The organism is Sphingomonas mollis, from assembly GCF_016427505.1.
Lineage (GTDB): Bacteria > Pseudomonadota > Alphaproteobacteria > Sphingomonadales > Sphingomonadaceae > Sphingomonas > Sphingomonas mollis.
In genome coordinates this window covers 43,935-69,347 of the sequence record NZ_JAELXS010000008.1, presented here as the reverse complement: position 1 = coordinate 69,347, position 25,413 = coordinate 43,935, and the positions used below count along the sequence as shown (strand labels likewise).

Sequence of the window (25,413 nt, the reverse complement as noted above, 5' to 3'; positions counted from 1 at the left end):
AGGAAAATAGCGATATATTGTTGTTTTTGCGCAATTATTACTAATCAACATAGAGTTCTCATGGTTTCCAGTACACCTTCGCCCGGCCCATGATATTTAAGCCCGATTGGACTTTACCTTGCCCTAGCAATCCCGTGACGAGGCCATTTAACTGATCCTTTGCGGTCAAATTAATGGCGTGCATCGCCTATACTGACAGGGTACGACGGGTTATGCATATGTTCTATGTTAGACATGTCCTAGTAAACAATCATGCCAAACATCCGGATGCTGCCTATTGGTCGAATAATTTGCGGATATTAGCCATCCACGAGACCATCCGCAGCCTTATGACCGATATACTCTTGGATAATTGCCGCATTATAAGGACGGTGCGTATCACCATGGTATTTATCTATTACTTATTGGAATAAAGTTTTGCGGCAATCCTACTAACCTCGTCATCCGCCATAGGCCAAGTCAGTATTCTAAGAGCTTCAATCATCTCCGACTCTTGAGCCGAAATCCAACGGCGGTCTGCTTGCGGATCCGCCGCAACCTCGTTCATAACCTTGACCTGTCCCGGTTCAAACTCTTCGATTGGCTTGCCAGCGATACTCTGAAGCCGTTCTACAAAGGCGTAAGCCGGCGTGAGTCGATCTTCGATGATACCCCAGTCCACAGATGGATGGCGCTGGGACAGCACGGCCAGCATGAACAACTGGCCATCTAATTGCAACGCATCAGCCAGCTCTGCGACCCGCTCGATCGGGATGGGCACACGACCATTAGCCCATTGCGAAAGCATGGATGGGTTCTTGTGACCTAATGCCTTGGCAATCTCACGAAGGCTCAGCTTATCGCGCTCAGCCGCCATCTGTATGCCTTGAGCAAGCATACGTGCCGCTTTCGTACCGGCCAACGGATGGTCACTTTTCACATCCTCTTTCACAACCACGACCTTAGCGTTTCCGCTGCGCGCAGAGCTAGACCTGTCATGGTGTATGTGATACCACATACACCATGACAGCTTGTAACGATCTCGCGAACAAACTCAGAAAGGCAGTTCGCAATGGTGGTCGCCTGCATCTCGATCACGCCCAGGTTCAAGTGCTCATGTCCCCCCGCGTGTACGCGGTCATAGCCACCCTCGAAGCCGAAGAATTGAATGCTCTATGCCAGCAGGACAACCACGATCACGTGCCACAAAGAACGTTGGCTCGAAGCGCCATGAGCTCGGCGCCTATTGGCTCTGGTATCGCGCCGATCGAGACGATTGGGCCATCTGCTGGTATGTTGATGGGACAGACGGCCGAGGACGTCGGACATGCCGCAAGTCGCTTGGCATTGGCGGCGGTAACACGGGTCAGCCGCCGAAGGCCGCCCAAGACGCTTTAGCCGAGCACTACCTATCAAACCAAAAGCCCGTCGAGGCCCCGATTGCTCAGGTTTATGTCGAGAAGCTCATGGCTGATTGGCTTATCGAACATGCGCAACCAAACCTCGCTGACCCGGTGCGGTATGCAAATGGGGTCGCGCATTGGCTGCAATTCTTTGCTGAAGAGCGAAGCGCGGGTCGCCTTTCTGGACCACCGACGGTCGCAGACATCAACTCGGCACTTGTAGAGCGTTTCCATGCGTGGCGAGTTCAACAGGGCGTCAGCGGCCATACAATCGCACGAGATACCGCAGCCCTTCGGCAGCCTCTTAATTGGGCTTGGAAGCGAAATATGATTGCCTCGGCACCGTTCGTTCCAGACGTGAAGAACAAGGGCGAGCCTCGTGACGTAGTCTACAGTGTGGAACAGGTTGCGCAGCTGCTGGAGGCGGCATGGTCGCTTAGAGACCGCCAGCACATTCACATGTTCGCGATGATTATGCTGAGTACCAATGCCCGGGTAGAGGCGGTTCTCGATCTCGATAAGGACAAGCAGGTTCGCGACGGGCTCATTCACTTCAATGCGCCCGGCCGTCAACAGACCAAGAAGCGGCGATCGATCGTCCCGATCTGCCCGACGCTTGCGCCGTGGCTAGAGCTATATCAAGGGCGCGCGATCCAGTGGCAGAAGCGACACGTCGATCGCGATACCGGCGAGCCGTGGTTTGAATACCTCCCCACAGACAGCATCAAGAACGCATTTAATAAGACGCTTGTCGCCGCTGGGATCTGTCAGCAGGCATTAGATGGTGATGGCAAACCAGTATGGCTTCCGCCGAGGCACAAGCTCGGTGAAACCGTACCGCGACCGAAGCTGATTGGATTAGGCTCGCCCAACACCCTTCGACACACCACAAGTACGGAGATGCATAGACGGGGTGTCCCGGAGGCTCAGATCGAGACGGCAGCGGGCCACCGAGGTACTGGCACAAATAATCGGCATTACCGACACCTTCGGCCGGAGTACCTCACGCAGTTTATTGACGGAGTGGAGTCATTCTGGGCTGATGTGGGCAAGCTGACCAAAGCTCACCTGCTCGATCATAACAGGGCAAAGATTTTCCACCTGATGGTGTGACGCCTTACGCTCATCTTGGAGCGTTGCTCCAAGCTGGAAACATCGTTTTAAGCCGGTCGACAGTATGGCGCCACTTCGGTGTCTTCGGTGCGCAGACGGTGTTCTGGTTTCCAAACATGCCAACCTCGTGGATCGCGGCATCCAAGCCAACGGTAGCGATCCATTCTACGGGTACGAAATATTCACAGCGGTCAAGATCGTCGATGAATTCGTTGTGATAGCTGGCCTTGGTAAGAATGTCCGCCGCCGATAACACCGGGCCGTCGCCGTCGCGCAGCTCGAAGTCGCGCATCGCCACCGGCTCGCCGCGCACCACGCCGACCCCGACGAAGCCGTATCCCGGCGCCTTAACCCAGACCCGGTCACCCGGATCGAGCAGCCGCAGCGTACCGCTATACCAGGCACCGCCGCCGGCCGAGATGAAGCCGAAGCGGCGTGCCTCATCCCAGTCGCGACCCATGCCGTGGCCGAAGGAGACATAATATTCGCCGTTCCACGGCTCGCGCTCGCCCTGTCGTGTGTCGACGGTAGCCGCGACCTGTGTTTCGACCGGGTCGATCAGCCAGGCGCGGCTCAGGAGCTGGCCGGCTGCGGTGTCGAACACCTGGAAGCACAGCACGTTGATCGCGATCCCGCGCTTGGCAAGATAGCCGACGATCCGTTCCGAACTGGCATCGAGGCTGGCCGCGACGATGACGATTTGCAGGCTCTGGTTGAGCATCGCCTCGTCGAGCAGCAGGCCGAACCGCGCGCGGAAATCCGCGGCGAGATTACCGCCGTTCGAGAAGCGTGCATAGACGCGGCCGATCGCCTCCGCATCTAGCGCCTCGGCCCAGATCGCATAGTCGATCGCCTGCGCTACGACGTCGCGCGGCGTGCGCCCGCGTTTCAGCTCGATCAGGACCAGCCCGCCGTCGGGGGCGATCGCGAGCAGATCAATCCGGCCGCCGAAGCCTGTATCTTCCTGCCGGCCGATGATCATCCATTCGTCAGAGAGGATCTGCGGCGCAGCGACGATCATCTGCTCGAGCAGCGCCTCGCTCGGCAACGCTGACTCACCGAGCGGCGCAGGTGAGCTGCCGACCTTCCAGATGCTATGACGGATCGGCATGGTCAGGCACCCGCCGCCGCGCGATGTCCGCGTTTCGGTTTGGGCGCGGCGGCACGCTCGACGCGGATGCGGGCGAGCAGGACGCTGGCAGGCTCGTCATTCGGATCCTGCGGCACCAGTTCGCCGCGGAACGCCTTGGCGAGGATTGCGGACTCGAGCCGGTCGAGGAGGGCGCGGGCGCGGACGGTCTCCGCTTCGACGCGGTTGGCGCGAGCAAGCGATGCCTTGATCCGCGCCACGATCTCGCGCTGTTCGTTTAACGGAGGTAAAGCGATGTGAAACGCGCGAACTTCTGGAAAATAGATTGTCGTGTGGGTCGACCCCATCCCGAACTTTTTGATGTCTTCGCCTTCTGCCATCAGGACGTACATCAGGTATTCGGGTATAAGAGCTTCAGTGCAGGTCCAAGTGGCGAAGTCCTGACTGGTAGACATCGGCCGTGCCATCATGGTTACGTACCCGACCGATGCCGTGCGAGACAGGCAGACTGTTCCCGCAGGCAGCAACCGCGCCGACGAATTCGCGAGCCCTTCCGTAGAGATCGTCTGCATTGTTTCGGCAATAGGCCGGCCGTGATGTGCACCGGCGTCACGGATCCCGATCCAAGGCACGCCTCCATCCCAATACTCCGGCTTTGAGCGGCTCGGCGTATGACCGGTTTCTTGTTTCGCGACGCGAAGGAGCGGCACCCAAGCCCATCCAACGGGTAATGGCGTAGCCGGATCATTAACAGCTAACGCTGCGACTCCTTGAATTACTTTACCAGTGGCCTCGCGCCCCCCTCTGCCCTGAACCGGCATGGGGATGCGTTTCAGCAACTCGAAGGTGCTCTCAAAACCTGAATTTGCTCGCCATCCCTCACTTAGTGCGCCGGTGACGCCGGCGCGCAAGATTGACAGTTCGCTGCGTCTAGACAGCGTCGGCAACCGATCCAGCTCTACCCGCGCACGCGCGAGGCGGGCGGTCAGCACGTCCAGCTTGGAGACGATGCGACGTTGCTCAGCAGATGGTGGTAGGTTAAGCTGTATTCTTTGCAGTCCAACTTGCGGTAAATGCCTGATCGTGCTGCCGGTTAAAAGGTCAGAGAGTGCGTTCGTATCCGCCGCATGTTTGAGATACCGGGCTATATAGCTCGGCTCAATCCCTGCGCGCGTACGAACTCGGTGAAGGGCTTTCTGAAAAACGATGCGTTGAGGACCTCCGCACCAAATAGCCGAACGTCCTGGTTCCCCGCCCTCACAGACGAAAAGATCTCCATCCTGAACTGCGAGATCATTATACTCGTCTGGCGTGACGCGCATGTCGAACAAGTCGGATAGGTCGAACTCTCCCCAGCGAACATTTACGTTGCGCAGGTACGGGACGTGATCGCCCTTATTCTTGGCAGCGTCCAGCATCTTACCGAGCTTCGTGTCGGCAATCTCGGCAATAGTTGCAGCCGCCCATCCGTTTGGCAACGTCACTCTACCGGCTCCGCCAGAACGATCGCCGGCACGTTCTCCTCCATGTCTTCAATTAGATCGCGCACTTCGACCATCGCGTTGGCGAGATGCAGCTCGATCGCCGCGGCGATCTCGTCGGGTGTTTCCAGCCCGTCCTCGGGGTCGCCACTAGTGTCCTTAAGCCAGCTAATGTCGAGATTGTCGCCCCGTGCAGCGACCGCCTCGCGTCCGAAACGACGGAACCGGCCTCCCTCACCCTCGTCGGCCCGGTCCGCACGCCCATCGCAATCATCGCCGAACGCCGCAACGAAATCGTCGAGGTCGGACATACCGAACGGTCTGTTTTTGCCGTAGCTCGGCATGTTGGCGCGGGCGTCGTAGATCCATACAGCTTGGGTCGCGTCCTCAAGCGGTGCCTCTTTGTCTGAGCGGGTGAAGAAGAGGACGTTAGTCTTAACGCCCTGCGCGTAGAAGATGCCAATCGGCAGGCGCAGGATGGTGTGGAGGTTGCACCAGCTCATCAGGCGCTGGCGCAGGAGCTTGCCCTTGCCGTCGTCAAACAGGATGTTGTCGGGCACGATAACCGCCGCCCGGCCGCCGAGCTTCAGCGAGCGGATGACGTGCTCGACGAAGGGGAGTTGATAGGACGAGACACGATCTGTGATCGTCAGATCGTCGCGCGTCGGCGGACCGCCAGCCGGTCCGAACGGCGGGTTGGTAAGGATCAGGTCCGCATTCTTGTATTTCGCCGCCGCGCCGCGCGGGCTTAGCGTATCGGCCAGATCGAGGTGATCGGGGTCGATATTGTGCAGATGCAGGTTCATCTGGAGCAGACGGAAGGTGTCGGGCACGTTCTCGATGCCGCGCATCGCCTGATTAAGTTGGAACGCCTGCTGCTTGGGCGACAGGGTGAAATAATCGTCGGTGATTGCGCGCATGTAGCGGTCGGCGGCAATAAGGAAGCCGCCGGTGCCGGCCGCCGGATCCTGGATGACCTCGCCCGGCTCGGGTTGCATCAGATGGACGATCACGTCGATCAGGACGCGCGGTGTGAAATACTGGCCAGCTCCGCGCTTGGTTTCCTCCGCCATCTTCTGGAGCAAGCCCTCATAGGCATCGCCGAACGCATCGCGCTCCTCGCTATACCAGTGCAGGCCGTCGATCGCGTCGATGAGCTTGCGCAGGTTGACGGGCTCACGGACGATCGTCGCGGCATTTTGGAAGATCGCGACGATCGAGCGGTCGGCGATCTTGGTACCGTCGCCCAGATCGATCAGCGCCTGGCGGTAGCGCGTCAGGACCTCGGTCTCATTTGCAGATTTCAACGCGCTCCAGCGATACTGCTCGGGGATGCGGCTCTCATCCTTCTGCTCGGACGCCATCTTGAGAAACAGCAGATAGGTGAGCTCGGTGACATATTGCTGGTAGGTTACGCCATCCTTGCGGAGCAGCGCACACAGGCGCCACAGCTTGTTCACCAGGTCGGCGGAGGGATTCATACGGGATCTTTCGTCATGCCGCGCGGGTCTCCCAGATCGCGACGTTCAGGTCTTTGAGCACCTCCCCTAGCCCGGAATCGAACTCGCGGTCGACTACTGCAAAGCCGCCATGTTGTGCGAATAGGGGGTCCGAGAGAATCTCGGGATCGCCCACCGGTTGCGCGCGCAGGACACGGCCGATCCGGGCGAGCCACTGCTTCTGCTTGGCGGTCCAGGTACGACTGGCGATGATGCGCTGCACGCCGTTGTCGACGCGCGTTTCATACGCGACGAGCGGGTCTCCGAGCGCGGCCTGGCGGACGAAGCCGATGATGTGCGCAGCGATGTCGGCATTGCGCGCACTGCCGTAAGCGCGGCGGAGGCTCGCCTCGGAGAAGCCTTTGGCGTCTAGGAGGATGGCGAGTTCCTTCAGCTCTTTGCGGGTCAGCTCGCGCGGGCGCTGGGTGGCGGCGATCATTGCCGGAACCGCATTCATGTTGTCGCGGACATACGCCTCGAAGCTCTCGATATAATCGCCGGGCGTCGCCTTCTCGCCGAAATCATCCTCGATCGAGACGAGTTCGTCGTCGTGGTCGGAGATGTAGATACCGTCGCTGGTGCGCGCGGGGTTGGCGGCATCAAGCACGGTGGCGAGCGACGGGTGCTGGCGGAAGAGCGCGATGGTGTCGGCGACGGGCGCGTCCTTCAGCCGGTCGGCCAAGTCACCGAGTGGGCCGACGACGAGTTCGAGCGCCTCGCGGCGATCGTCGCTGATGTATTTGATGCGCTGGCGTAGTTTGACGACGATCTGATCGCGGACAAAGGCGCGGTCCTCGTCGGTGGCGGCGCGCTCGAGGTCGCCGACAAGCGTTCCGAAGGTCAGGCCGGGATCGACCACGACCGGGCGCATGTCGGTGACCTCCTGGAGGTTGGCGTAGATGTCGACTGCGTCGAAGATGCGGAAATACTCCTTGGCGATCTCGTCGCAGCGGCGCGTCGCCCGGCCGATCATCTGGTCGTAGAGGATGCGGCTGTTGACGCGGCGGACGAACACCAGGTTGGTAATCGCGGGGACGTCGATGCCGGTGGTGAGCAGGTCGACGGTCACGACGTATTTCGGGCGCGGATCGTTCTTGAACGCCTTGATGCGGTCGAGCGGCTTGTCGATCGAGCCGGTAATCTTCTCGACGATGTCGTGCGGTTGCGGGCCGTATTCGGCGATGAGCGCGGCGCGGAGTTCGTCGACGAGGATGTCGGCATGGTCGTCGCGCGCGGCGAACAGCAGCGTCTTGCCGGGCTGGTCGGGCGGGCATTCGGCGGCGATGGCCTCGGCGACCGCGCGGTTGAAGGCGCGGGTGTGGACCTGCTTGTTGAACTGCGCGATCTCGAAATCGACCTGGTCCTCGAGGTCGAACAGGTCGACCTCGCCGGTGCGCGGGTCGAAGATCGTGACCTCCTCACCCTGCTCGAAGCTGATCCCGGTCTGGCTGAGCGCAGTGGTGATGCGGCGCGGCGGGCGGTGGTCGATCAGATAGCCGTCGATCACCGCTTGACGATAGCCGTAGCGGAAGACGGGCGCGCCGAAGATGTCACGAGTGTGGAGCGCGGGCGTAGCGGTCAGCGCAACCTTGGTAGCATCGAAATAGTCGAGCACGCGGCGATAGGCCGACAGGTAATCTTCTAGATTTCGGAAACCGAGATCGTCCTCCCGCAGTTCCGCGTCAAGCGTGTAGCCGCGATGCGCTTCATCGACGATCACAAGGTCGTAGGTACCGGGGGTGGGGTGATCGGCGCCGGGATTGTCAAAGACACGGTAAATCATTGCTTGGACGGTGGCGACCTGGACTCGATCGGTCGCCTCAGGGAACTTGCGCGCCATGTCGGCTACCGGGAAAACTTGATCGAACTTGTAGAACCCACTCGTGTCGGTGGTGCTCATCGCATCTCGTGTTTGGCGGCCAAGCGCATTGCGATCTACGAGAAATAGAATGCGGCGGAAACGTTGTGTACGAAGCAGCTCATACATCAGCGCGATAGCGAGGCGGGTCTTGCCGGTGCCGGTGGCCATTGCCAAGAGTATCTGGTGCCGGCCACCGGCAATGGCGTTCTCGACCGCTGTGATGGCATCACGCTGATAGGGGCGCAGGCCAGTGACGCCAAGTTCGCGTTCGCCGACGATGCCAAGCTCAACGCCGATGTTCTGCTCCAGCCGCTCGCTTAGATCGCGGGGCGAGAACCAGTCGACTAACGCGCGTGGCGGCTCGCCAGGAACACGGGCATCCCAGAACCAGGTACCGGACTTGGTCGCGAGCTGCTTCACATAGGCGCGGCCGTTAGTGGCAAAGACGAAGGGTATCTGAAAACGGTCCTCGTTTTCGATCAAAGGGCCGCCGGGTGGCAACTCGTCGGGCGTCAACGTAATGTCGCGAGCGTACCGCTTGGCCTGACCGATCCGGCCGGGCACATCGCTGGTTTGCCGCTTCGCCTCGATCACGCCGACACAGCGCCCTTTGATGAACAGGGCATAGTCGACGGGACCGCTATTGGTCGGCCACTCCGCAATCGCGATCGGCGTGACATAGTCAGGTCTTGCGCCGAGCGCATGCCTGAGCACTGCACTATCAACCGTCCAGCCGGCCGCCCGCAGCCGATCGTCGATGAGAACCCGCGTCGTCTGCTCATCCAGTTCGACCCGCTTCGCACCCTCGCCCGCGAGGTTCGCCAACAGGTCAAGTTGCTGAGGCGGGGTGGTAGCAGCGCGTCCATGCATGCTCGCGAGAGCGGCTTCCGCTGTGCGTAAGGCCGCTTCGGTCTCGACTGCGTAGTTCTCCCAGAACGCCTTGTCCCGTGCGTCCCGCTCCGCCTGATCCTCGCTGAGCGCCCGCCGTTTCTCGGCGCCCTGCGCGGCTAGGACAGCCTTCGCCTCACTATTCGCGCTCGCGGCGATAGCTTTTTTCAATTGCGCCATTTCGTCCGCGAGCACCTTGCCGACATTGGTGGGCGGCACCGGCGGGACGAATGGACCCGGCTTAAAATTGGGGTGCCCCTCATAGCTCCGGTGGAACCAGATGCCGATCTCGCGGGCGATTTTCAGCGACGTCAGTAAATCACCCGCGCTGCCCAAATCCTCGTGAACCGCTGCGTTTCCAGTGCGCTTCAGATGATAGAAAAGATCGGCAATTTCACGAGGCAGGATCGATCGAGCGCGCAACCTCCGCAGTACATCATCGAACGACACCGTTTGAATCGGTAGTAAGGCATGGCGAGCAGCAACGCTCTTGGCCGTGATTTCTGCAAACTGCCTTAACTTGATTAATCCGGCCGGCGGGTCGTCTGCAAAATAGCGTTCAGCCAATTGACCCAATTTGGTCAATTGAGGACTATGAGCCGTTAAGAACGCGAAATTGCCAGTCATGTCCCCCATGGCGTAACCCTAACACGAAGTCCCCGGACCTCAAGATGTTGGATTCGCAGATCCGAAAACGAGCATGCTATTCCGGGTCGTACGTCGCTCACCCGGGATAGCGGGACGCTATGATGTCAGTCCGTCTAAGGCTCAAATGACAGCTAGTCGACCTGCAGACTAGGCTAACGTTCAGTTCCTATAGAAGCGGTTAGAATGATAGCATCGCAGTATAAAGGGCCTGACGGTGAGGCGGTCGTTCCAGACCCGGTGTCTTTGATACGCGCGGCTCAGGAAGGACGATGCATTGTCAGTGGTCACACTTCTCGGCCCTCATGCCGCATTTGACGCTGTTAACGATGGGTATTCCGATGCGTTAAGGGGAGGCAAACTAACAAAGCGGTTTGCTGACAGCGAGAATCTTCTAGAGTTAACAAGATGATTAATTCAAAAACTTTATCCTAATATACAAAATCCAGCCGCATCTTATTAAGATTGTAGTTATTGCTTTTAAACCAATAACGTTAATGAGATGAATTGATGAAAGTTTACATACTTGAGAGTGCTGCGCACCCGACGCAGGTCGTGTTCGCATGGTCAATTGATCATGCGGCGGTTTTAGCAACTTCATGGCATCAGATGAAAGGGATTGAGCCCAGCGAGTTTTCAATTGATCCCGCTTGGCGAAAGCATATTCAAAAGAACCAGCATGCTGAGGTGCGTGAGTCATTGCTTGGTGAGGTCGCGGGCATCGGCGAGTATCAGATGGGATTTGGCTGGGTGATCACTACGCTCGACAAAGTGATCACGCCCTACGCGGGGCCTGACGTTTGAATCCGGTAGGCCGGCCGGCAACTAGCCGTGCCGGTAAGGCATCCAAAACCGCTAGTTGCATTCCCCCATCCGGTATTGCCGCCAATAACGATCCCACCTGATCGCTGCCCCGCCGGCAATCGCCGCGCAGGACAGTGACCGGCCGTCCGGCAGGGTACGGCGCGCAACGATGCGACTGAAGCTCTTGCCGGTCGGCTGGCAAGACAGCCGCTTGCCCATGGTCAGTCTGGACATGATGCGCTGCGACCGTTCGGCCGCCCGATCATCGCAGGTGTAGTTCGCTCGCCTGGCAACCGGCCGGCGGCACGGCTCGGCGCTCTCGAAGTCGGGCGCCTGGATGCCCGCAACACGGATCTTCTCACCCGACCGGCACCAGAGCGGCCCATCGCCGTCGTGAACCTTGATCACGTCGCAGGTGAAGTAGGGCAGGGCGGCGGCAATCAACGTGGCAATGATCATTTGTCAGGCTGCCATCCAGTCGCTCTCGGCGTCGTCGATCGCCGCGAAGGCATCACCGTCAGCCTGCTGCTTGCGGAGGTGGCCACGAACCGCCTCGGGGTCGCCGTTCTTCGGAAACGTCCGGTCCGCGCGGGCGGCATCGGCGATACCATCGACCCAGTCGCCGCGATCGCGCTGGGTCAGCAGCCACTTGCCGAACGGTGGCTTCTCGGCTGGTTGGTTGTCGTCATAATCGGTCATGGTCGAGCCCTTCAGGTGTCGGCCGGCGGCATCGCATCAAACCGATGTTCACGCAATGTTCTTGCGAATCAATCGGTCATGCGCGTAGCTATGTCCACGCCGCCCCCGCGGTGATCGCCACTGCTGGAGGACGAAATGCAGCATGATCTGCAGCTGCGCGCGGCTGCCCGCGCCATTTACGAGAACGTGTATCCGTCCGACGAATGGGCGCCGATCGGCTTCGAGGAGGCTGAGCGGTACTGCACTGTCCACTATCGGCAGGCGGTGGGTGCAGCGCAGGACGCGCGGGCCGTACTGGCCGTCCCCCACCAGCAGCTTCCGCTGCCTGCGATCCTGTAGGTGACGCGCCCCGCAAGGCCCCGCCTCTCGATCGTGACGACAAGGCGTCCTAGGGTCGCTCTCACCCTTCATGATGTGCCGTTCGAGCTGGTGCCACACGAGGTGCCGTTCTTCCTGTGCGATACGCCGGCGGGTTTTCCCTCGCCCGCTCAGGATGACATGCAGGAGCCGATCGATCTCGGCGCCTGGCTCGTCGAGCACCCCGCCGCCAGCTACATCATGCGGGTCGATGGCCAGTCGATGGCAGGCGCCGGCATCAACGACGGCGATCTGATCGTCGTGAACCGCGCGAAGAAGCCGCAGTCGGGCGCGATCGTCGTCGCGCTGGTGTTCGGCGACCGGACCTTGAAACGGCTGCGCTATGTCGATGGCAGGCATTGGCTGGTGCCGGAAGCTGACGGCTTTACCGAGATCCTGGTGGATGAGAACGTCGAGATATGGGGCGTCGTCGTCGGCGTTGCCCGCAAGATGGCATGAGCCCTCCGATCGCCCTGATCGACTGCAACAACTACTATGTGTCCTGTGAGCGGGCGTTCGATGCCAGCCTCGTCGGCGTGCCGGTGATCGTCCTGTCGAACAACGACGGCTGTGCCATTGCCCGATCGGCCGAGGCGAAGGCGCTGGGCATCAAGATGGGCGACCCCATCCATCACCTGCGCGACAAGGTGCGGGCGCATGGCATCCGGGTGCTGTCGTCGAACTACACGCTGTACGGTGACATGCAGCGGCGGGTGATCGCCGCCTGTGAAGCCTTCGCCCGCGACTTCGAGATATACTCGATCGACGAGACGTTCCTCGACCTGGCTGGATTCGAGGATCGCGATCTGGTCGCCCATGCCCATGCGATGCGGGATCAGGTGCGCCAGTGGACCACCATCCCGACGTGCGTCGGTATCGCCGAGACGAAGACACTGGCAAAGCTGGCCAACGCCGCCGCCAAGAAGAACCCGAGCATGAACGGGGTTGCTGATCTGCGCGATGACGCCCTTCGCGACGACGTCATGCACGGCTTCCCGGTCGGCGATGTCTGGGGCGTGGGCGGCGCCACCGCGCGCAAGCTGATCGATCTGGGCATCATGACCGCTGGAACGCTGCGTGACATGCCCATGAAGCAGGCGCGAGCGGTGGGGACAGTGGTGCTGGAGCGGCTGGTGGCCGAGCTGCGTGGGGTGCCGTCGGCCGCGGTCGAGATGGTGGCGCCACAGCGGAAGGGCATGGCAGTGACGCGGTCGTTCGGGACGCCCGTGACGACCTTCGACGGGATGATGGGCGCGCTCAGCCAGTATGCACTGCGCGCCGGCGAGAAGCTGCGCCATCATGGGCTGGTCGCCGCCCAACTGACGGCGTTCTTCCACACCAACCGGCACAAGCCTGATCGGCCGCAATATGCCGGATCGCGGATGGTGACGCTGCATCCGATGACCAACGACAGCCTGGAGCTGATCGCCGCGGCGCGGCGGGCGGCGGAGCGGGCGTGGCGGGATGGGTACGCCTATACCAAGGCCGGGATCATGCTGGATGATCTTGTCGCTGCCGACATGCGACCGCGGACGCTGTTCGAGGGGGACGCCGACAAGCGCGCCCGACTGATGGGGGCGCTCGACGACATCAACGGGCGGTTCGGCAAGTGGACGGCGGTGACGGCGTCGCAGGGGTTCAAGCGACAGTGGAAGCTGCGCTCCGAAATGCGCTCGCCTTCCTGGACGACTAACATAAGCGAGGTGCCGACGGCACGCGCAAGATAACGTTTGAACGCGCATGTTTGATTGAAATCGGCCTATCTGTGTTCGGATTGCGACCGCAGTAAGCGGGCGTTCGTCGTCTAGTCGCGTTTTATGCAAAGATTTAAGGAGATACCGTTGCCAGTGGTATGGTCGTCTTTGCGTTCGGCATGTGCCGCCGCATGATGGGGGCTTCGCTGTCCGACTAAGGACCCATTCCCTTCCCGTGTGGGTATGTGGTTCGTCTGGCTAAAGACCTAGAATAACTCGACATGCAGACGCTTTACCGTATCTGCGACCAGCTTGACGGGGACCGCCAGCCAAGGTCACTCATCCCGTTCTCATTGCAGAGCCTGAACCAAATCACGACACCTACATTAATGGGTCCTGACTTTAGACGCCAGTTATGTCTGTTACGTCACCGTCGGGGATGCCGCAGCCCTTTGCGATCTGCTTACAGCTTTTCAGTGCCTTGCCCGCTGAAACTAGCCTGCACTTCTTATCGCGCGCTACAGCAACCGCCTCGAAGTGCTCGAAAAGTGGAAGCCCGCCAAGTATGCCGGAACCGTGCTGCTCCTGTAGGAGCGTGGCTGACTGATTACTGGCGACAGTGGTTGGGACGTACTTTCTAGGCTGGATGGCTGTGAACGCGGCCCACAGATGAGGATAAAGGTTGTTCAGGTCATTCGACACTGATCGCACGATAAGCATTTCGCCGCTCTGGATAGCACTGATTACGCGGTTCTTCGCCGAGTTTGACGTTGTCGTGAGCGCATCCTTAATGCCGTGTAGATCGATGACCCACTTAGGCGTAACCGCGCTAGATGAAGCGGCCGCCATTCGCTAGGCGGTCCCAAAAAGCTGATCTTGATAGACAGGTTTAAGCCCGCTCAGGCGATAAATGTCGATCTCGTCTAGCTGTTCTGTAAGCCGTGCGCGCTTCAGCAAATCTAAAAGCCGGGTGCCATACTTTGTGCGCTTGTCACGCAAGGGGTCAGGCGTTCCTCCGCTACTCTTCTCACCCTGATCGCCAGAAGGTACGAAGTGGCGGTTGCCAAACTTGGCCTTCCATGCCTTGTAGTCGTCGCGAGCTAAAAAGTTAGTTTGAACGAGGCGGACGTATGTCGCCTCCTGACTGATCCCCAACTTCTTCGCAAACAAGCGGATGAAATCATCGTCAGGGACGGGCGTATAGCGAAAGCGGGCAAGTGCCGCTTTGATGAGACGCTTGGGCGCGAGTAAACACGCTGCAAAGCGATTACAGAAACGCTCAACGCGATTCCGGATGATAGAGGGGTTGGATGCACCTTCCTTGCGGAGAAGGACATGGCTAAACTCGTGAGCGAGCGTGAACAGCTTGCGAGCCTTGCTGCTGTTTGTCGTGTTGATGACGATTGTGTGAGGGCCATCATCAATGTGGACGTACAGGCCAGCCGCTTCGTCAGTCTTAAAGGGACGGTGCAAAACCAAGACGCCAAGGCTCTCGATGAAAGAGCGCAGGCTGACGTACATCTTGTTGGCATCCTGCCATTCCAATTGCTGGTCATCCGTGATGCCCCAACGAGCACGCCACTTTGTCGCGAGTTTGATCGCTTCTTCATCCGAGTAGACTTTGGGTTTTATCTGCTCGACAGTTTCATCAAGCCCAACGTCAAGGTCGAGCGCAGACAGGGTGCTGGACAGCTTCTCAACGTAACCAATGGCCTGGAGCGTGCCCTTCTCGAACTCAGCAATTTTGGGGCTGACTGTGCGGAAGTCGACGGAGGGAAACAGAGGCAGTTCGCGCTGTGTGAAAAGCGCCTGCATCGGCACGGCCAATTCATCCGCGATGGATGCAATTTCGTTGTCGTCTAGCTCGCCGCCGTCGTCGACCACCTGCTGTAGCTTAGACCGAGACACCCCGCTGCGAGACGCGAGAGTAGCCAGATCGAGGCCGCGCGCCCTAAGGACGTTAGAGAGGGCGCCAGCGGGGATCTTCACGTGTGTATCGACTTATGGCCTTGGCAAGCAGCGAAAACCGGGCTGACCTTCGCGCAACTGGCTAACGTCCAGACGGTAGGAATCGGACTGTATCTCGCGCTGGCTGTTATTCAAGCCGTATCAGCAACCGGCGTGGCTGGCCTCGCCCGGCGGGTAACCACGCTCAAGGGCGCGGTGACGGCAAACCTGATGAAGACCGAGGCTAGGAATGTTCGCACCTTGGCGGGGCAAGTCAGCGGGCTCGAGATCGGCTTCCACAAGTTCAATCGTGTGCTACTCCGGGTAGTGTTCAGCTTGTTCGCTATAAGCCTGGGCTACTTCGCCTACTGCACGGTTTGGCAGGAAGTACAGGCCCTTCAAGACGGCACGTGGGTCATCTTCGGCTTCTACCTCGTTCTGCCGGTCGCCATCTTTGTAATTTGCTCAACGATCATCTGGTGGCGATGCCGAGAGGTGGCGCAGCGGTTGACGGAAGCGGAGAAGCGCATCCAGCGGGCGATTTTAGGGTTGTCATAGAAAGGGGATAATAAAGTGGCCAGTTATGCGAGCGACATTCAGTTCACGTGTGCGACGTGCGGCGAGCACAACATGGAAACTATTACGGTTCCTGAAACTGATTGGACGGGCGATAACGCTGACGAGCGGTTTACCGAAGATCAGGAAGACGTTTGGTGCGAGCACTGCAACGAGGGGTACAGTCTCTCAATACAGAACAGCGATGGTCACATCGGCATTACGAACGACGATGGTCGTGATTTAAAGTTAAGCGCATCGGACGCTTACATGGTTGAACCTGATGACGCCGCTTGGGACCTGCCGAGTGACCCGGCTGTTAACATCATCATGACACTTGAGGATGTGCGCACGGTACTTAAAGGCACGCCTCCTTCGTTTCACACCGCGACCGTGCTACGCATGGCGTTCATTCAGCAGTTCGCAGCTTTGGAAGCCTACCTGTCAGACACTTTGATAACGGAGGTGCTGAACAAGCCGGGTGCGCTACAGCGCATTATTGTAGGCGACCGTGAACTGAAAGAACTCAAACTGCCTTTGGCGGAGATACATGCCAATCCTGGCATTGTCGCCCATACCGCTGCTACGCACCTACGAACCCTGCTCTATCACAACTTTAAGAAGATCGAAGTCATCTGGAAGCTGACACTCAACTTTGACCTCTTCCCAGACCGAGACATGAAGGTCCGAATGATGAAGGCCGAGCCGATCCGTCACGATTGCGTCCACCGGAATGGAAAGGATAAGGAAGGAAACATCCGTTTGGAAGTGAACGACAGCTTCGTGCGAACGGTAGATGCAGATATTCGCAAACTTATCGATTACGTTGAGGAACATATATCCGAAGTTGGGTGAATTGCAGCATGTTCAACGAATAGCTGGTATGTATGGCTCGCAGCGGTGATCCTACCGGCAATGATTGTCAGCTCGATCAACAGAGATGCTTTTGTTAGCTTCAGCGTACCCCCTCATGGGCAAGCGTACCGCTCTCATATCGTCTTCCCCAGCAGTAACTGCGTTTTTGCGACGGCCAAGCGTCTCTGGCTCGGCGCTGAAGCGGGCACAGTTACACATCTACTGGGCCGTCCCGTCGCGAAGTTGATCGCAGCGGTGGATGATTTCCCGCCACCGGGCGACGCCCGCCATATCCCCCGCTTTGGCCAAAGTCACGCACCGCTCGTTCAGGAATGCAGCCAGACCGTCACCATGCCGCTTGATCACCGCAAGGGCTTCGGCCCATCGCTCCTGTTCCGGCGTCATCGTTAGGCGAGGTCACCCACCTGCTCGATCATCGCGTCTTCGGCCGTCGGTGGAGCCGCCGCCGCAATGAGTGCCAGCAGATTATCGGCTGTGAAGTCGGTCTTCTTGTCGAACAGACCGCCCGGCTTCAGCGTGGCGGCGAATGCTCGAGCGTGATCTAGAGCAGTGGCAAGCGGGTCAATGTCCATGCTTTAGGCTTTACGAAACACCGTCAGTGGCCGTCCATCTTTGTCCCGAACCAGCGGCTTGCCCGCAGTCGCTGTCCAAAGAACAATGAGGATCGAGTAATCGGCCACGCCACTAAGTCTGTACGGCATTGATCGTTGGCGGCGATGCAATCGGGCAGCTAGTTGCACTCCTCGTTCACCAGCCCGCCTCCATTCCCCCAAGGCGCGCGGGCGATCGGGCAAACCCCGATGACGGTGAATGGGGTGGCCGCGCATATCCCTCCCAGGTGCGCGGCCACTACTACTTATTTGATCTTCGCATCGCTTCCACGGACATTGCGCTAGGCACTGCCTGAAGCCGGTCATCTCCGTCAGGTTCGCAACATGCAATCGGCGTGGCGGCGGTCAGTGCGACACCGGCCATCAGGATGACCGTCGGCATCCAGAAGATTTTCCGGCGTCCGACGCGACCGGCCAGGGTGCCGAACCAACCCGAACTGACCGAGCCAAGCGCATAGAGCAGGAACACCGCCCCCACCGCCCCCTGTCCTAACGACTAGGGTGGCCCAAGGAGATGGAACCCGACATAATTGCACACGGTGACGAACACGCCCATCAGGATGAACGCCTCAGCATTGAGCAATCGCAGGCCCGCCTCCCAAGCTCGCGATACCACTGCGATACCGAAATGCTTACACGAACAGAATTTGGCGGTGCAACTTACCGAAAGGTTATGTATTTTCAGCAATTTAGGATGGTGCCGCTTACAGGACTCGAACCTGTGACCCCCGCATTACGAATGCGATGCTCTACCAGCTGAGCTAAAGCGGCCCGAGAACCGGCCGTGCCGGGTCGAGGCGGCGGCGATTATCAGCGATGGGGGCCGCTGACAAGCACCTGCCCGCGATTTACCCATCGTTTACTGCGCAGGGTCCACAATCGCCGACACGAGAATACGGGGATGACGGATCGATGGACATGCGGCACGGCCTGGACGACCATGAGGTCCTGACCGACCCCGGCACCGAGGCGACGGTCGACGAGCCGTTGTTCGATATGGGCGGCGACGAGCGGCGGATGCATGTGCGCGCCTATAACCACTGGGTGTCGTTGCTGAAGGGCCGCCCCTTTCCGTCGATCGAAGATCTCGATCCGGGCAACGTCGCCGATTTCGGCGCGCACGGCGTGCTGCTCGACTTCGCCGGTGACGTGACCGATCCGGGCATCGGCTATCTGGGCAGCAAGCTGCGCGACGAATGCCGGCTGGGTGGCGATATCGTGCGCGTCGCCGACGTGCCGGGCCGATCGCTGCTGTCGCGCCTGACCGATCACTATCTGCAGATCATCGCCAACCGCGCACCGATCGGGTTCGAGGCGGAGTTCGTCAGCCTGCGCGGCTGCACGACGCTGTATCGCGGCATCCTGATGCCCTTCGCGGCGGCGGACGGCGGCGGCATCGATCATATCTATGGCGTCATCAACTGGAAGGATGTCGCCGATCCCGTGGTGCAGGCGCGCCTGGATGCCGAGCTGGGCGCCGCTGTCCTCGCCGGACCACGCGGCGCGGGCGAGGCGTCGGCCTGGGCGGACGGCCCCCTTGCGGATCGCGGCGCGGCAGCGACCGGCCATGCCGATCTCGCGATGACCGGATCGCTCGCCGACGCGCTGATGATGGCGCGCGAGACGGCGGCGGCGGTGCGCGCGGCGGATACGCGCAGCCGGTCGGCGCTGTACCGGGCGCTGGGCCGCGCGCATGATTTCTCGCTGGCCGCCGATGACGATCGCGAGACGTATCTGCGTCTGGTGACCGAGGCCGGGCTGACTATCCAGCCGCGCGCACCGATGACGCCGATGGTGAAGCTGGTCTTCGGCCCCGATTACGACAAGACACGCCTGACCGAATTCGCCGCGGTGCTGGGCCATGCCCGCCGCCACGGCATCGCCGCCGGTCGCCTGCCGACCTTCCTCGACGGATTCGAGGGCGGGATCAAGGCGATCGTCGCCGCCGAGCGTCAGGCCCGCCGCCCCGCCGGCACCGCGCCCCATGCGCCAACCTTGGGAGAGCGCCCGGTGATCGCCCGCCTGCCGCTGGCGGTGGAGGCGGCAACCGGCGATGCCGTGGTGCTGGTCGCACGGATGGGCGCGGACGGCGTGCTCGATATCGTCGCCGGCATCGCCGATCACGATCTGGCGACCCGCGCCCTCAAGACACAGGACCGGACGGCGATCGCTCACAAGCCCTGAAAAGGACAGGCCTTGAGATGACCTGCCGCCGGGCGCATAGGACCGCCCCATGGAGATGGACAAAGAAGCTGCCGCGCTCGCTGCGCGGCTGACCATGGGTGCGTTGCCGGGCGAGCTGCGCGATTTCGGCCCGGCCGAGGTGGAAAACGCGGCGCGATTCGTCGCCGCCACCGCTGCCGCGCGCGTCCCCGGCCATGCCGCCGTGGCGCTGGAACTGATCGCGGCGGACGATGCCCATCGCCGTATGCGCGTCGCGATCGTCAACGACGACATGCCCTTTCTGGTCGATTCGGTCGCTGCCGCAATCACCGGTCAGGACATCGCGATCCACCGCATCATCCACCCCGTCGTCCCCGTCACGCGCGACGCCGATGGTACGCTCGTCACGATCGGTGCGGGGCCGCTACCCGAATCGATGATCTATCTGGAGCTGGAACGCGCCGATGCGCGCGACCGGCGCGATCTGACCGCCGGACTCGAAGCCGCGCTGGCCGATGTGCGCGTCGCCGTGGCCGACTGGGGCGCGCTGAAGCAGGCGATGGCGCGCGATGCCGATGCGCTGTGGTCGGGTGAGGGCGCGGCGCTGCTCCGCTGGTTCCTCGACGGCAAGCTGACGTTCCTCGGTCATCAGGTCTGGACGCCCGGCGCCGGCTTCACCGCGCCACTTGGCATCGCTCGCAATCCGCAACCGCGGCCGATCCTCGCCGATGCGTCGTGCCGGCTGGCGCTGGCATGGTACGAAGGCGGCGGTCAGGCGCCGTTGCTGCTGAAATCGAACCTCGTCGGCCGCGTCCATCGCGCCGTGCCGCTTGATCTGGTCGTCATGCCGGTGATGGCGGAGGGTCGCGTGACCGGCCTGTCGATCCATGCCGGCCTGTGGACCAGCGCTGCGCTGGCCGCCGATCCGCGCACCGTTCCCGTGCTGCGTGCACGCCTGGCAGCATTGGAGGAGAAGTTCGGCTTTGATCCCGGCGGCCATACCGGCAAGGCGCTGACCCATGCGATGACCGCGCTGCCGCACGATCTGGTCGCGGGTTTCGATCCGGCCGAGCTTGAGCAACTGGCGCTGACCGCGATGTCGATCGCCGATCGCCCGCGCCCCGTGTTGACGCTCGTCCGCGCGCCGCTCGGTCGCCATCTGAACGCCTTCGTCTGGCTGCCGCGCGACGACGTCACCACCAGCCGCCGCGTCGCCATCGGCGAGATGCTGGCCGAGGCCGCCGATGCCGAGGTGCTGACCTGGTCGATCGCGCTGGAGGATGGGCAGGTCGCCCTCCTCCGCTACATGCTCGATCCGCGTGAGGCCGGTGGCGCGGTGCCCGACACCGCCCCGCTCGCGCAGCGACTGGAACGGATGGTCCGGGGCTGGGTGCCCGATGTCGAGGCCGCCCTGACCGAGACGACGTCGACCGCGCGCGCCGCCCGCCTCGCGCTGCGCTGGGCCGCCGCCTTCCCGCAGAATTACCGCAACGTCTCAACCGCGAACGAGGCCGCCTCGGACATCCTGCGCCTCGCCGCGCTGGAGACGCCCGATGCCCGCGGCGTGCGGCTGCTCCCGCCGCTGCCGGGCGAAGATCGCCAGCTGAAGGTGTACAAGCTCGGCGGCGCGCTCGCCCTGTCGGACGCCGTACCGGTGCTGGAAAATTTTGGTTTCCGCGTCATCGGCGAACTGCCGACCCGCCTGCGCGATGCAGGCGACGCCTTCGTTCATGATTTCGTCGTCGAGGCCGCCGCCGCCGATACCGACCCGACCGTGCTGGAAGGCGCGATCGCCGCTGTGCTCGAAGGACAGGCGGAGAACGACGAATTCAACCGCCTGATCGTCGAGGTCGGACTGGCCCCGCAATCCGTCGTCCTGCTGCGCGCGTGGTTCCGCTATCTGCGTCAGGCGGGGTTGCCTTATGGCCTGACCACCGTCGTCGATGCGCTGCGCCGTGCGCCCGACGTGGCCCGCGCGCTGGTTGCCCGCTTCGCCGTCGCCCACGATCCCGCCGCCTCCGGTGACGTCAGCGTGTGCGATGCGGCGATCGCGGAGGGACTCGATGCGGTATCGGCGATCGACGACGACCGCATCCTGCGCGCCTATACCGCGCTGATTGCCGCGACATTGCGCACCAACGCCTATGCCCCCGCCGCGTCGGAAGCGCTGGCGTTCAAGCTCGACAGCCACCTGATCCCCGGCCTGCCCGCCCCCGTGCCGTGGCGCGAGGTGTGGGTGTATTCGCCGCGCGTCGAGGGCATCCATCTGCGCGCCGGCCCGGTCGCGCGCGGTGGCCTGCGCTGGTCCGACCGGCGCGACGATTTCCGCGTCGAGATCCTGGGCCTGATGAAGGCGCAGCGCGTGAAGAACGCCGTCATCGTGCCAACCGGCGCGAAGGGCGGCTTCTATCCCAAGCAGCTCCCCTCTCCAACGGTCGATCGCGACGCGTGGCTGGCCGAGGGAACGGAGAGCTATCGCATCTTCATCCGATCGCTGCTGTCGATCACCGACAACATCGTCGACGGCGCCGTCGTCCACCCGGACCATGTCCGCATCCATGACGGCGAGGACCCCTATTTCGTCGTCGCCGCCGACAAGGGCACCGCGACGTTCAGCGATGTCGCCAACGCACTGGCGCTGGAACGCGGTTTCTGGCTGGGCGATGCCTTCGCCAGCGGCGGGTCGCAGGGTTACGACCACAAGGCGATGGGCATCACCGCCAAGGGCGCATGGGTATCGGTGCAGCGCCACTTCGCCGAACGCGGCGTCGATGTGCAGACCGACGGCATCAGCGTCGTCGGCTGCGGCGACATGTCGGGCGACGTGTTCGGCAACGGCATGTTGCTGTCGAAGGCGATCCGGCTGGTCGCCGCGTTCGATCACCGCCACATCTTCCTCGATCCGAATCCCGACATGGCGACCTCCTTCGCCGAGCGCGAGCGTCTGTTCGCGCTGCCTCGTTCCAGCTGGGCGGATTACGGCGCGGCGGTGTCGCCCGGCGGTGGCATCCACAGCCGCAACGCCAAATCGATCGCGATCACGCCCGAAGTGCGCGCCGCACTCGGCATCGATGCGACCGAACTGGAACCCGCCGCGCTGATCGCCGCGATCCTGAAGGCGCCCGCCGACCTGCTCTGGTTCGGCGGCATCGGCACCTATGTGAAGGCCGCCGGCGAGAACAACGCAGCGGTCGGCGATCCCGCCAACGACCGCCTGCGCGTCGATGCCGAGGAACTGTGCGTCACCGCCATCGGCGAGGGCGCCAATCTGGGCGTCACGCAGGCCGCACGCATCGCCTTCGCGGCGCGCGGTGGCCGCATCAACACCGATTTCATCGACAATTCGGCGGGCGTCGATTGCTCGGATAACGAGGTCAACATCAAGATCGCGCTGAATCGCGAGATGAACGAAGGGCGGCTGGCGGAGGCCGATCGCAACACCTTCCTCGCCAGCATGACCGACGACGTCGCGCATCTGGTGCTGGAGGATAATCGCCTCCAGACGCTGGCGCTGTCGATCGCCGAGGCGGACGGCGCCCCCGCCGTCCCCCGCTATGTCCGCGCGATCGAGATATTCGAGGCATCGGGCCGGCTCGATCGCCGGGTCGAGGGGCTGGCCGCCAATGACGACCTGCTCCGCCGCGGACAGGAGGGACAGGGCCTCACCCGCCCCGAACTCGCCGTACTGCTCGCCACCGCCAAACTGGCGTTGCAGGACGCGATCGAGACCAGCGGTCTCGGCCTCGACCCCGCGCTGGCGCCCGATCTCCACGCCGCCTTCCCGGCCGCGATGCAGGAGCGATTTGCGCAGGCGATCGACGACCACCGCCTGCGCGGCGAGATCGTCGCGACGAAGCTCGCCAACCGCGTCGTCAACCGCCTCGGCATCCTGCCCGCGTTCGAATTGGCGGAGGAGGAAGGCGTCGACCTTGCCGATATCGCCGCTATGTTCGCGGTCGCCGAACGTCTGTTCGGGCTGGACGCGCTATGGGCCGCGATCGAGACGACGCCGATGGCCGAACCAGCGCGCATCGCGCTGTTCGACGAGGTCGCGCACTTCACCCGGTCGCACATCGCCGACCTGCTGCGCGTCGCCAGCCCCGGCACGCCGGTACAAACGGTCATCGACCGGCTGGCCGGCGGCATCGCCGAACTCGACCGCCAGATCGAGACCTTGCTGCTTGACGAGGTACGCGCGCAACGCGTCCGCATCGCCGACCAGTTGCAGCTCGCCGGCGCCCCCGACGACCTGATCGCCCGCGTCGTCCGCCTGTTCGAGCTAGACGGCGCGGTCGGCCTCGCCGATCTCGGTGTCCGGCTGGGCATCGACGAGGCCGCGCTGACCCGCGCCTATACCCGGCTGGGTCAGGCGCTCGGTATCGACTGGGCGCAGACGCAGGCGACGCGGCTTGCGCCCGGCGATCCGTGGGAGCGGCTGCTCGTCGCCGGACTGGTGCGCGATTTCGAGCAACTCCGCCTCGAATTCCTCGCCCGCCGCGCCGAAGGCGATCCGCTGGCGGCAGTCGATGCATGGCTGGACGACAACACCGCCCGCACCGGCCAGTTCACCACGATGGTCGCCCGCGCCCGCGCCGCCACGCAGCCCAGCGCGGCGATGCTGGCACAGGTGGCGACGCAAGCCCGCGTGCTACTGGGCCGGTAACCCCCTCTTTTCCCTCTCCCCTTGGGAGAGGGAGGGAGGCGCGAAGCGCCGGAAGGGTGAGGGTGTCAGGGCAAAACCCCACGCCGACGCCAAGCCACGATACCGACGACCAACATCACTACCGGCGCCAGTCCTGCGATCAGACCGGCCACGCGCCAGCCAACCCCCAACCCGCTGCCGTCATGCAGCGCCAGCATCGACCGCCCCGCGAGACCCGCCGGCACGCGCGCCGGCGCCGCCACCGCCGACCCGCTATCGTCGGCTACCTTCACCGCCGCCGATGCGACACCGACCGTCCAGTCCGGATTCCGCTCGGTCGGCCAGACGATACGCCGCACCGCACCCGGCGCGATCGCCACCGCCCGCGCCACGACCACCGACAAGGGCTGTGCCGGCCGCGCCATCGGCCGTGCCGATACCGGCGCGGGCTTGGCGACACCGATCCAGACGCCACTGAACGACCAGACCAGCAAGGGCACGGCAATCAGAACTCCGACCGCATAACCAAGCCACACCGATCCACGACCGGCCCGGCGCCGCCGACCCGGCCACCACACCACGACGCCGACCATGACCAGCATGACCGCGATCACGCCGCCGGCACCGACGATGCTCCGCCCCGCGCCCGGCACCAGCAGCTTGCCATGCACCCGCCGCAGAAACCCGACCGCGCCGGCATCGCTTGCCGCGACTTCCAGCACCCGCGCGGTCGGCGGATCGAGAAAGATATCGACCTGAACCGCACCCGTCGCAGCTACAGATGTGGCGGTAACGACCACCGGCGCACCGCGTCGATCGGGCAATATCATCTCGGCGATCCGCTCACCCGGCCGCAACACCGGCCGCGCCGCCCGCGCATAGCGATCGACGGGCAGCAACGCCGCGCCACTGGTCGCGAACCGCGGCGCGCCGGTCAACCGGCCGATCGCCTCCGGCCACATCAGCATCGCGCCGCTCAACGTCGCCGGCATAATCAGGATCGCGAGCACCAGCGCGACCCATCCATGCAACCGCCGCCACGCCCGCCCGTCCATGCCGCACCCCTTCGCCGGTGGCCGTGCCACCCCGCGTCATCGTGCGTCAAT

22 protein-coding genes and 1 tRNA gene are annotated in these 25,413 nt (G+C 62.3%); 9 read left to right on the top strand and 14 right to left on the bottom strand.

Annotated features, from left to right (window positions below; all coding sequences use genetic code 11):
• Positions 1–397: 397 nt before the first annotated feature.
• On the bottom strand, positions 398–931 hold the full coding sequence (locus JAO74_RS14230) for a helix-turn-helix domain-containing protein (RefSeq protein WP_199039427.1): 534 nt from the start codon (positions 929–931) through the stop codon (positions 398–400).
• 223 nt (positions 932–1,154) lie between these two features.
• Here JAO74_RS14230 and JAO74_RS14225 point away from each other — a divergent pair, with 223 nt between their 5' ends.
• Positions 1,155–2,495, top strand: a complete 1,341-nt coding sequence (locus JAO74_RS14225; RefSeq protein ID WP_199039424.1) for a tyrosine-type recombinase/integrase — start codon at positions 1,155–1,157, stop codon at positions 2,493–2,495.
• 10 nt (positions 2,496–2,505) lie between these two features.
• On the opposite strand, the gene JAO74_RS14220 is transcribed toward JAO74_RS14225, so the two are convergent.
• The 4 genes from JAO74_RS14220 to hsdR are packed head-to-tail and all read right to left on the bottom strand — an operon-like array spanning position 2,506 to position 9,941.
• Positions 2,506–3,606: a PDDEXK family nuclease gene (locus tag JAO74_RS14220; protein ID WP_199039421.1), complete on the bottom strand. Its 1,101-nt coding sequence runs from the start codon at positions 3,604–3,606 to the stop codon at positions 2,506–2,508.
• Positions 3,607–3,608: 2 nt separating this feature from the next.
• Complete coding sequence (locus JAO74_RS14215; protein ID WP_199039418.1) at positions 3,609–5,069, bottom strand: restriction endonuclease subunit S; 1,461 nt, start codon at positions 5,067–5,069, stop codon at positions 3,609–3,611.
• Positions 5,066–6,547, bottom strand: coding sequence for a class I SAM-dependent DNA methyltransferase (locus JAO74_RS14210; protein WP_199039415.1), 1,482 nt, complete (start codon positions 6,545–6,547; stop codon positions 5,066–5,068). Before JAO74_RS14210 ends, JAO74_RS14215 begins: the two co-directional genes overlap by 4 nt.
• A gap of 13 nt (positions 6,548–6,560) precedes the next feature.
• Entirely contained in the window at positions 6,561–9,941 is a 3,381-nt protein-coding gene (gene hsdR, locus JAO74_RS14205) for a type I restriction-modification system endonuclease (RefSeq protein WP_233151022.1), read from the bottom strand.
• A 528-nt stretch (positions 9,942–10,469) separates the two neighbouring features.
• Here hsdR and JAO74_RS14200 point away from each other — a divergent pair.
• The gene (locus tag JAO74_RS14200; RefSeq protein ID WP_199039409.1) at positions 10,470–10,763 is read left to right on the top strand and encodes a hypothetical protein; all 294 of its coding nucleotides are present in this window, start codon (positions 10,470–10,472) and stop codon (positions 10,761–10,763) included.
• Positions 10,764–10,814: 51 nt separating this feature from the next.
• On the opposite strand, the gene JAO74_RS14195 is transcribed toward JAO74_RS14200, so the two are convergent.
• The gene (locus JAO74_RS14195; protein WP_199039406.1) at positions 10,815–11,222 is read right to left on the bottom strand and encodes a hypothetical protein; all 408 of its coding nucleotides are present in this window, start codon (positions 11,220–11,222) and stop codon (positions 10,815–10,817) included.
• Between the two features lie 3 nt (positions 11,223–11,225).
• On the bottom strand, positions 11,226–11,462 hold the full coding sequence (locus JAO74_RS14190) for a hypothetical protein (RefSeq protein WP_199039403.1): 237 nt from the start codon (positions 11,460–11,462) through the stop codon (positions 11,226–11,228).
• A 135-nt stretch (positions 11,463–11,597) separates the two neighbouring features.
• Here JAO74_RS14190 and JAO74_RS14185 point away from each other — a divergent pair, with 135 nt between their 5' ends.
• The 3 genes from JAO74_RS14185 (at position 11,598) to JAO74_RS14175 (ending at position 13,546) form a co-directional block, all read left to right on the top strand.
• Positions 11,598–11,801 (top strand): hypothetical protein, encoded by a 204-nt coding sequence (locus tag JAO74_RS14185; protein WP_199039400.1) that lies wholly within the window; start codon positions 11,598–11,600, stop codon positions 11,799–11,801.
• 75 nt (positions 11,802–11,876) lie between these two features.
• Positions 11,877–12,278 (top strand): LexA family protein, encoded by a 402-nt coding sequence (locus JAO74_RS14180; RefSeq protein ID WP_332908819.1) that lies wholly within the window; start codon positions 11,877–11,879, stop codon positions 12,276–12,278.
• The gene (locus JAO74_RS14175) at positions 12,275–13,546 is read left to right on the top strand and encodes a Y-family DNA polymerase (protein ID WP_199039397.1); all 1,272 of its coding nucleotides are present in this window, start codon (positions 12,275–12,277) and stop codon (positions 13,544–13,546) included. Before JAO74_RS14180 ends, JAO74_RS14175 begins: the two co-directional genes overlap by 4 nt.
• Positions 13,547–13,915: 369 nt before the next feature.
• On the opposite strand, the gene JAO74_RS18805 is transcribed toward JAO74_RS14175, so the two are convergent.
• Positions 13,916–14,362: a hypothetical protein gene (locus tag JAO74_RS18805; RefSeq protein ID WP_233151021.1), complete on the bottom strand. Its 447-nt coding sequence runs from the start codon at positions 14,360–14,362 to the stop codon at positions 13,916–13,918.
• Between the two features lie 3 nt (positions 14,363–14,365).
• Complete coding sequence (locus tag JAO74_RS19165; RefSeq protein ID WP_199039394.1) at positions 14,366–15,397, bottom strand: ImmA/IrrE family metallo-endopeptidase; 1,032 nt, start codon at positions 15,395–15,397, stop codon at positions 14,366–14,368.
• Positions 15,398–15,502: 105 nt separating this feature from the next.
• On the opposite strand from JAO74_RS19165, the gene JAO74_RS14165 reads away from it, so the two are divergent.
• Both JAO74_RS14165 and JAO74_RS14160 read left to right on the top strand, forming a co-directional pair.
• Entirely contained in the window at positions 15,503–16,018 is a 516-nt protein-coding gene (locus JAO74_RS14165) for a hypothetical protein (RefSeq protein WP_199039392.1), read from the top strand.
• Positions 16,019–16,033: 15 nt separating this feature from the next.
• Positions 16,034–16,870 (top strand): hypothetical protein, encoded by an 837-nt coding sequence (locus JAO74_RS14160; protein WP_233151020.1) that lies wholly within the window; start codon positions 16,034–16,036, stop codon positions 16,868–16,870.
• Positions 16,871–17,089: 219 nt separating this feature from the next.
• Here the strand turns inward: JAO74_RS14160 and JAO74_RS14155 are convergent, their stop codons facing one another.
• The 4 genes from JAO74_RS14155 to JAO74_RS14140 form a co-directional block, all read right to left on the bottom strand.
• On the bottom strand, positions 17,090–17,275 hold the full coding sequence (locus JAO74_RS14155; RefSeq protein WP_199039386.1) for a DUF6961 family protein: 186 nt from the start codon (positions 17,273–17,275) through the stop codon (positions 17,090–17,092).
• 2 nt (positions 17,276–17,277) lie between these two features.
• Positions 17,278–17,463: a hypothetical protein gene (locus JAO74_RS14150; RefSeq protein WP_199039383.1), complete on the bottom strand. Its 186-nt coding sequence runs from the start codon at positions 17,461–17,463 to the stop codon at positions 17,278–17,280.
• 280 nt (positions 17,464–17,743) lie between these two features.
• Complete coding sequence (locus tag JAO74_RS14145) at positions 17,744–17,971, bottom strand: hypothetical protein (protein WP_199039380.1); 228 nt, start codon at positions 17,969–17,971, stop codon at positions 17,744–17,746.
• 226 nt (positions 17,972–18,197) lie between these two features.
• Positions 18,198–18,273: transfer RNA gene (locus tag JAO74_RS14140), tRNA-Thr, on the bottom strand.
• Between the two features lie 141 nt (positions 18,274–18,414).
• On the opposite strand from JAO74_RS14140, the gene JAO74_RS14135 reads away from it, so the two are divergent.
• Together JAO74_RS14135 and JAO74_RS14130 are read left to right on the top strand one after the other, a co-directional pair.
• On the top strand, positions 18,415–19,686 hold the full coding sequence (locus JAO74_RS14135) for a PAS domain-containing protein (protein ID WP_416194312.1): 1,272 nt from the start codon (positions 18,415–18,417) through the stop codon (positions 19,684–19,686).
• A 49-nt stretch (positions 19,687–19,735) separates the two neighbouring features.
• On the top strand, positions 19,736–24,328 hold the full coding sequence (locus tag JAO74_RS14130; protein ID WP_199039377.1) for an NAD-glutamate dehydrogenase: 4,593 nt from the start codon (positions 19,736–19,738) through the stop codon (positions 24,326–24,328).
• A 65-nt stretch (positions 24,329–24,393) separates the two neighbouring features.
• Here JAO74_RS14130 and JAO74_RS14125 read toward each other — a convergent pair whose 3' ends face one another.
• The gene (locus tag JAO74_RS14125) at positions 24,394–25,392 is read right to left on the bottom strand and encodes a PepSY-associated TM helix domain-containing protein (protein WP_199039374.1); all 999 of its coding nucleotides are present in this window, start codon (positions 25,390–25,392) and stop codon (positions 24,394–24,396) included.
• Positions 25,393–25,413 lie beyond the last annotated feature (21 nt).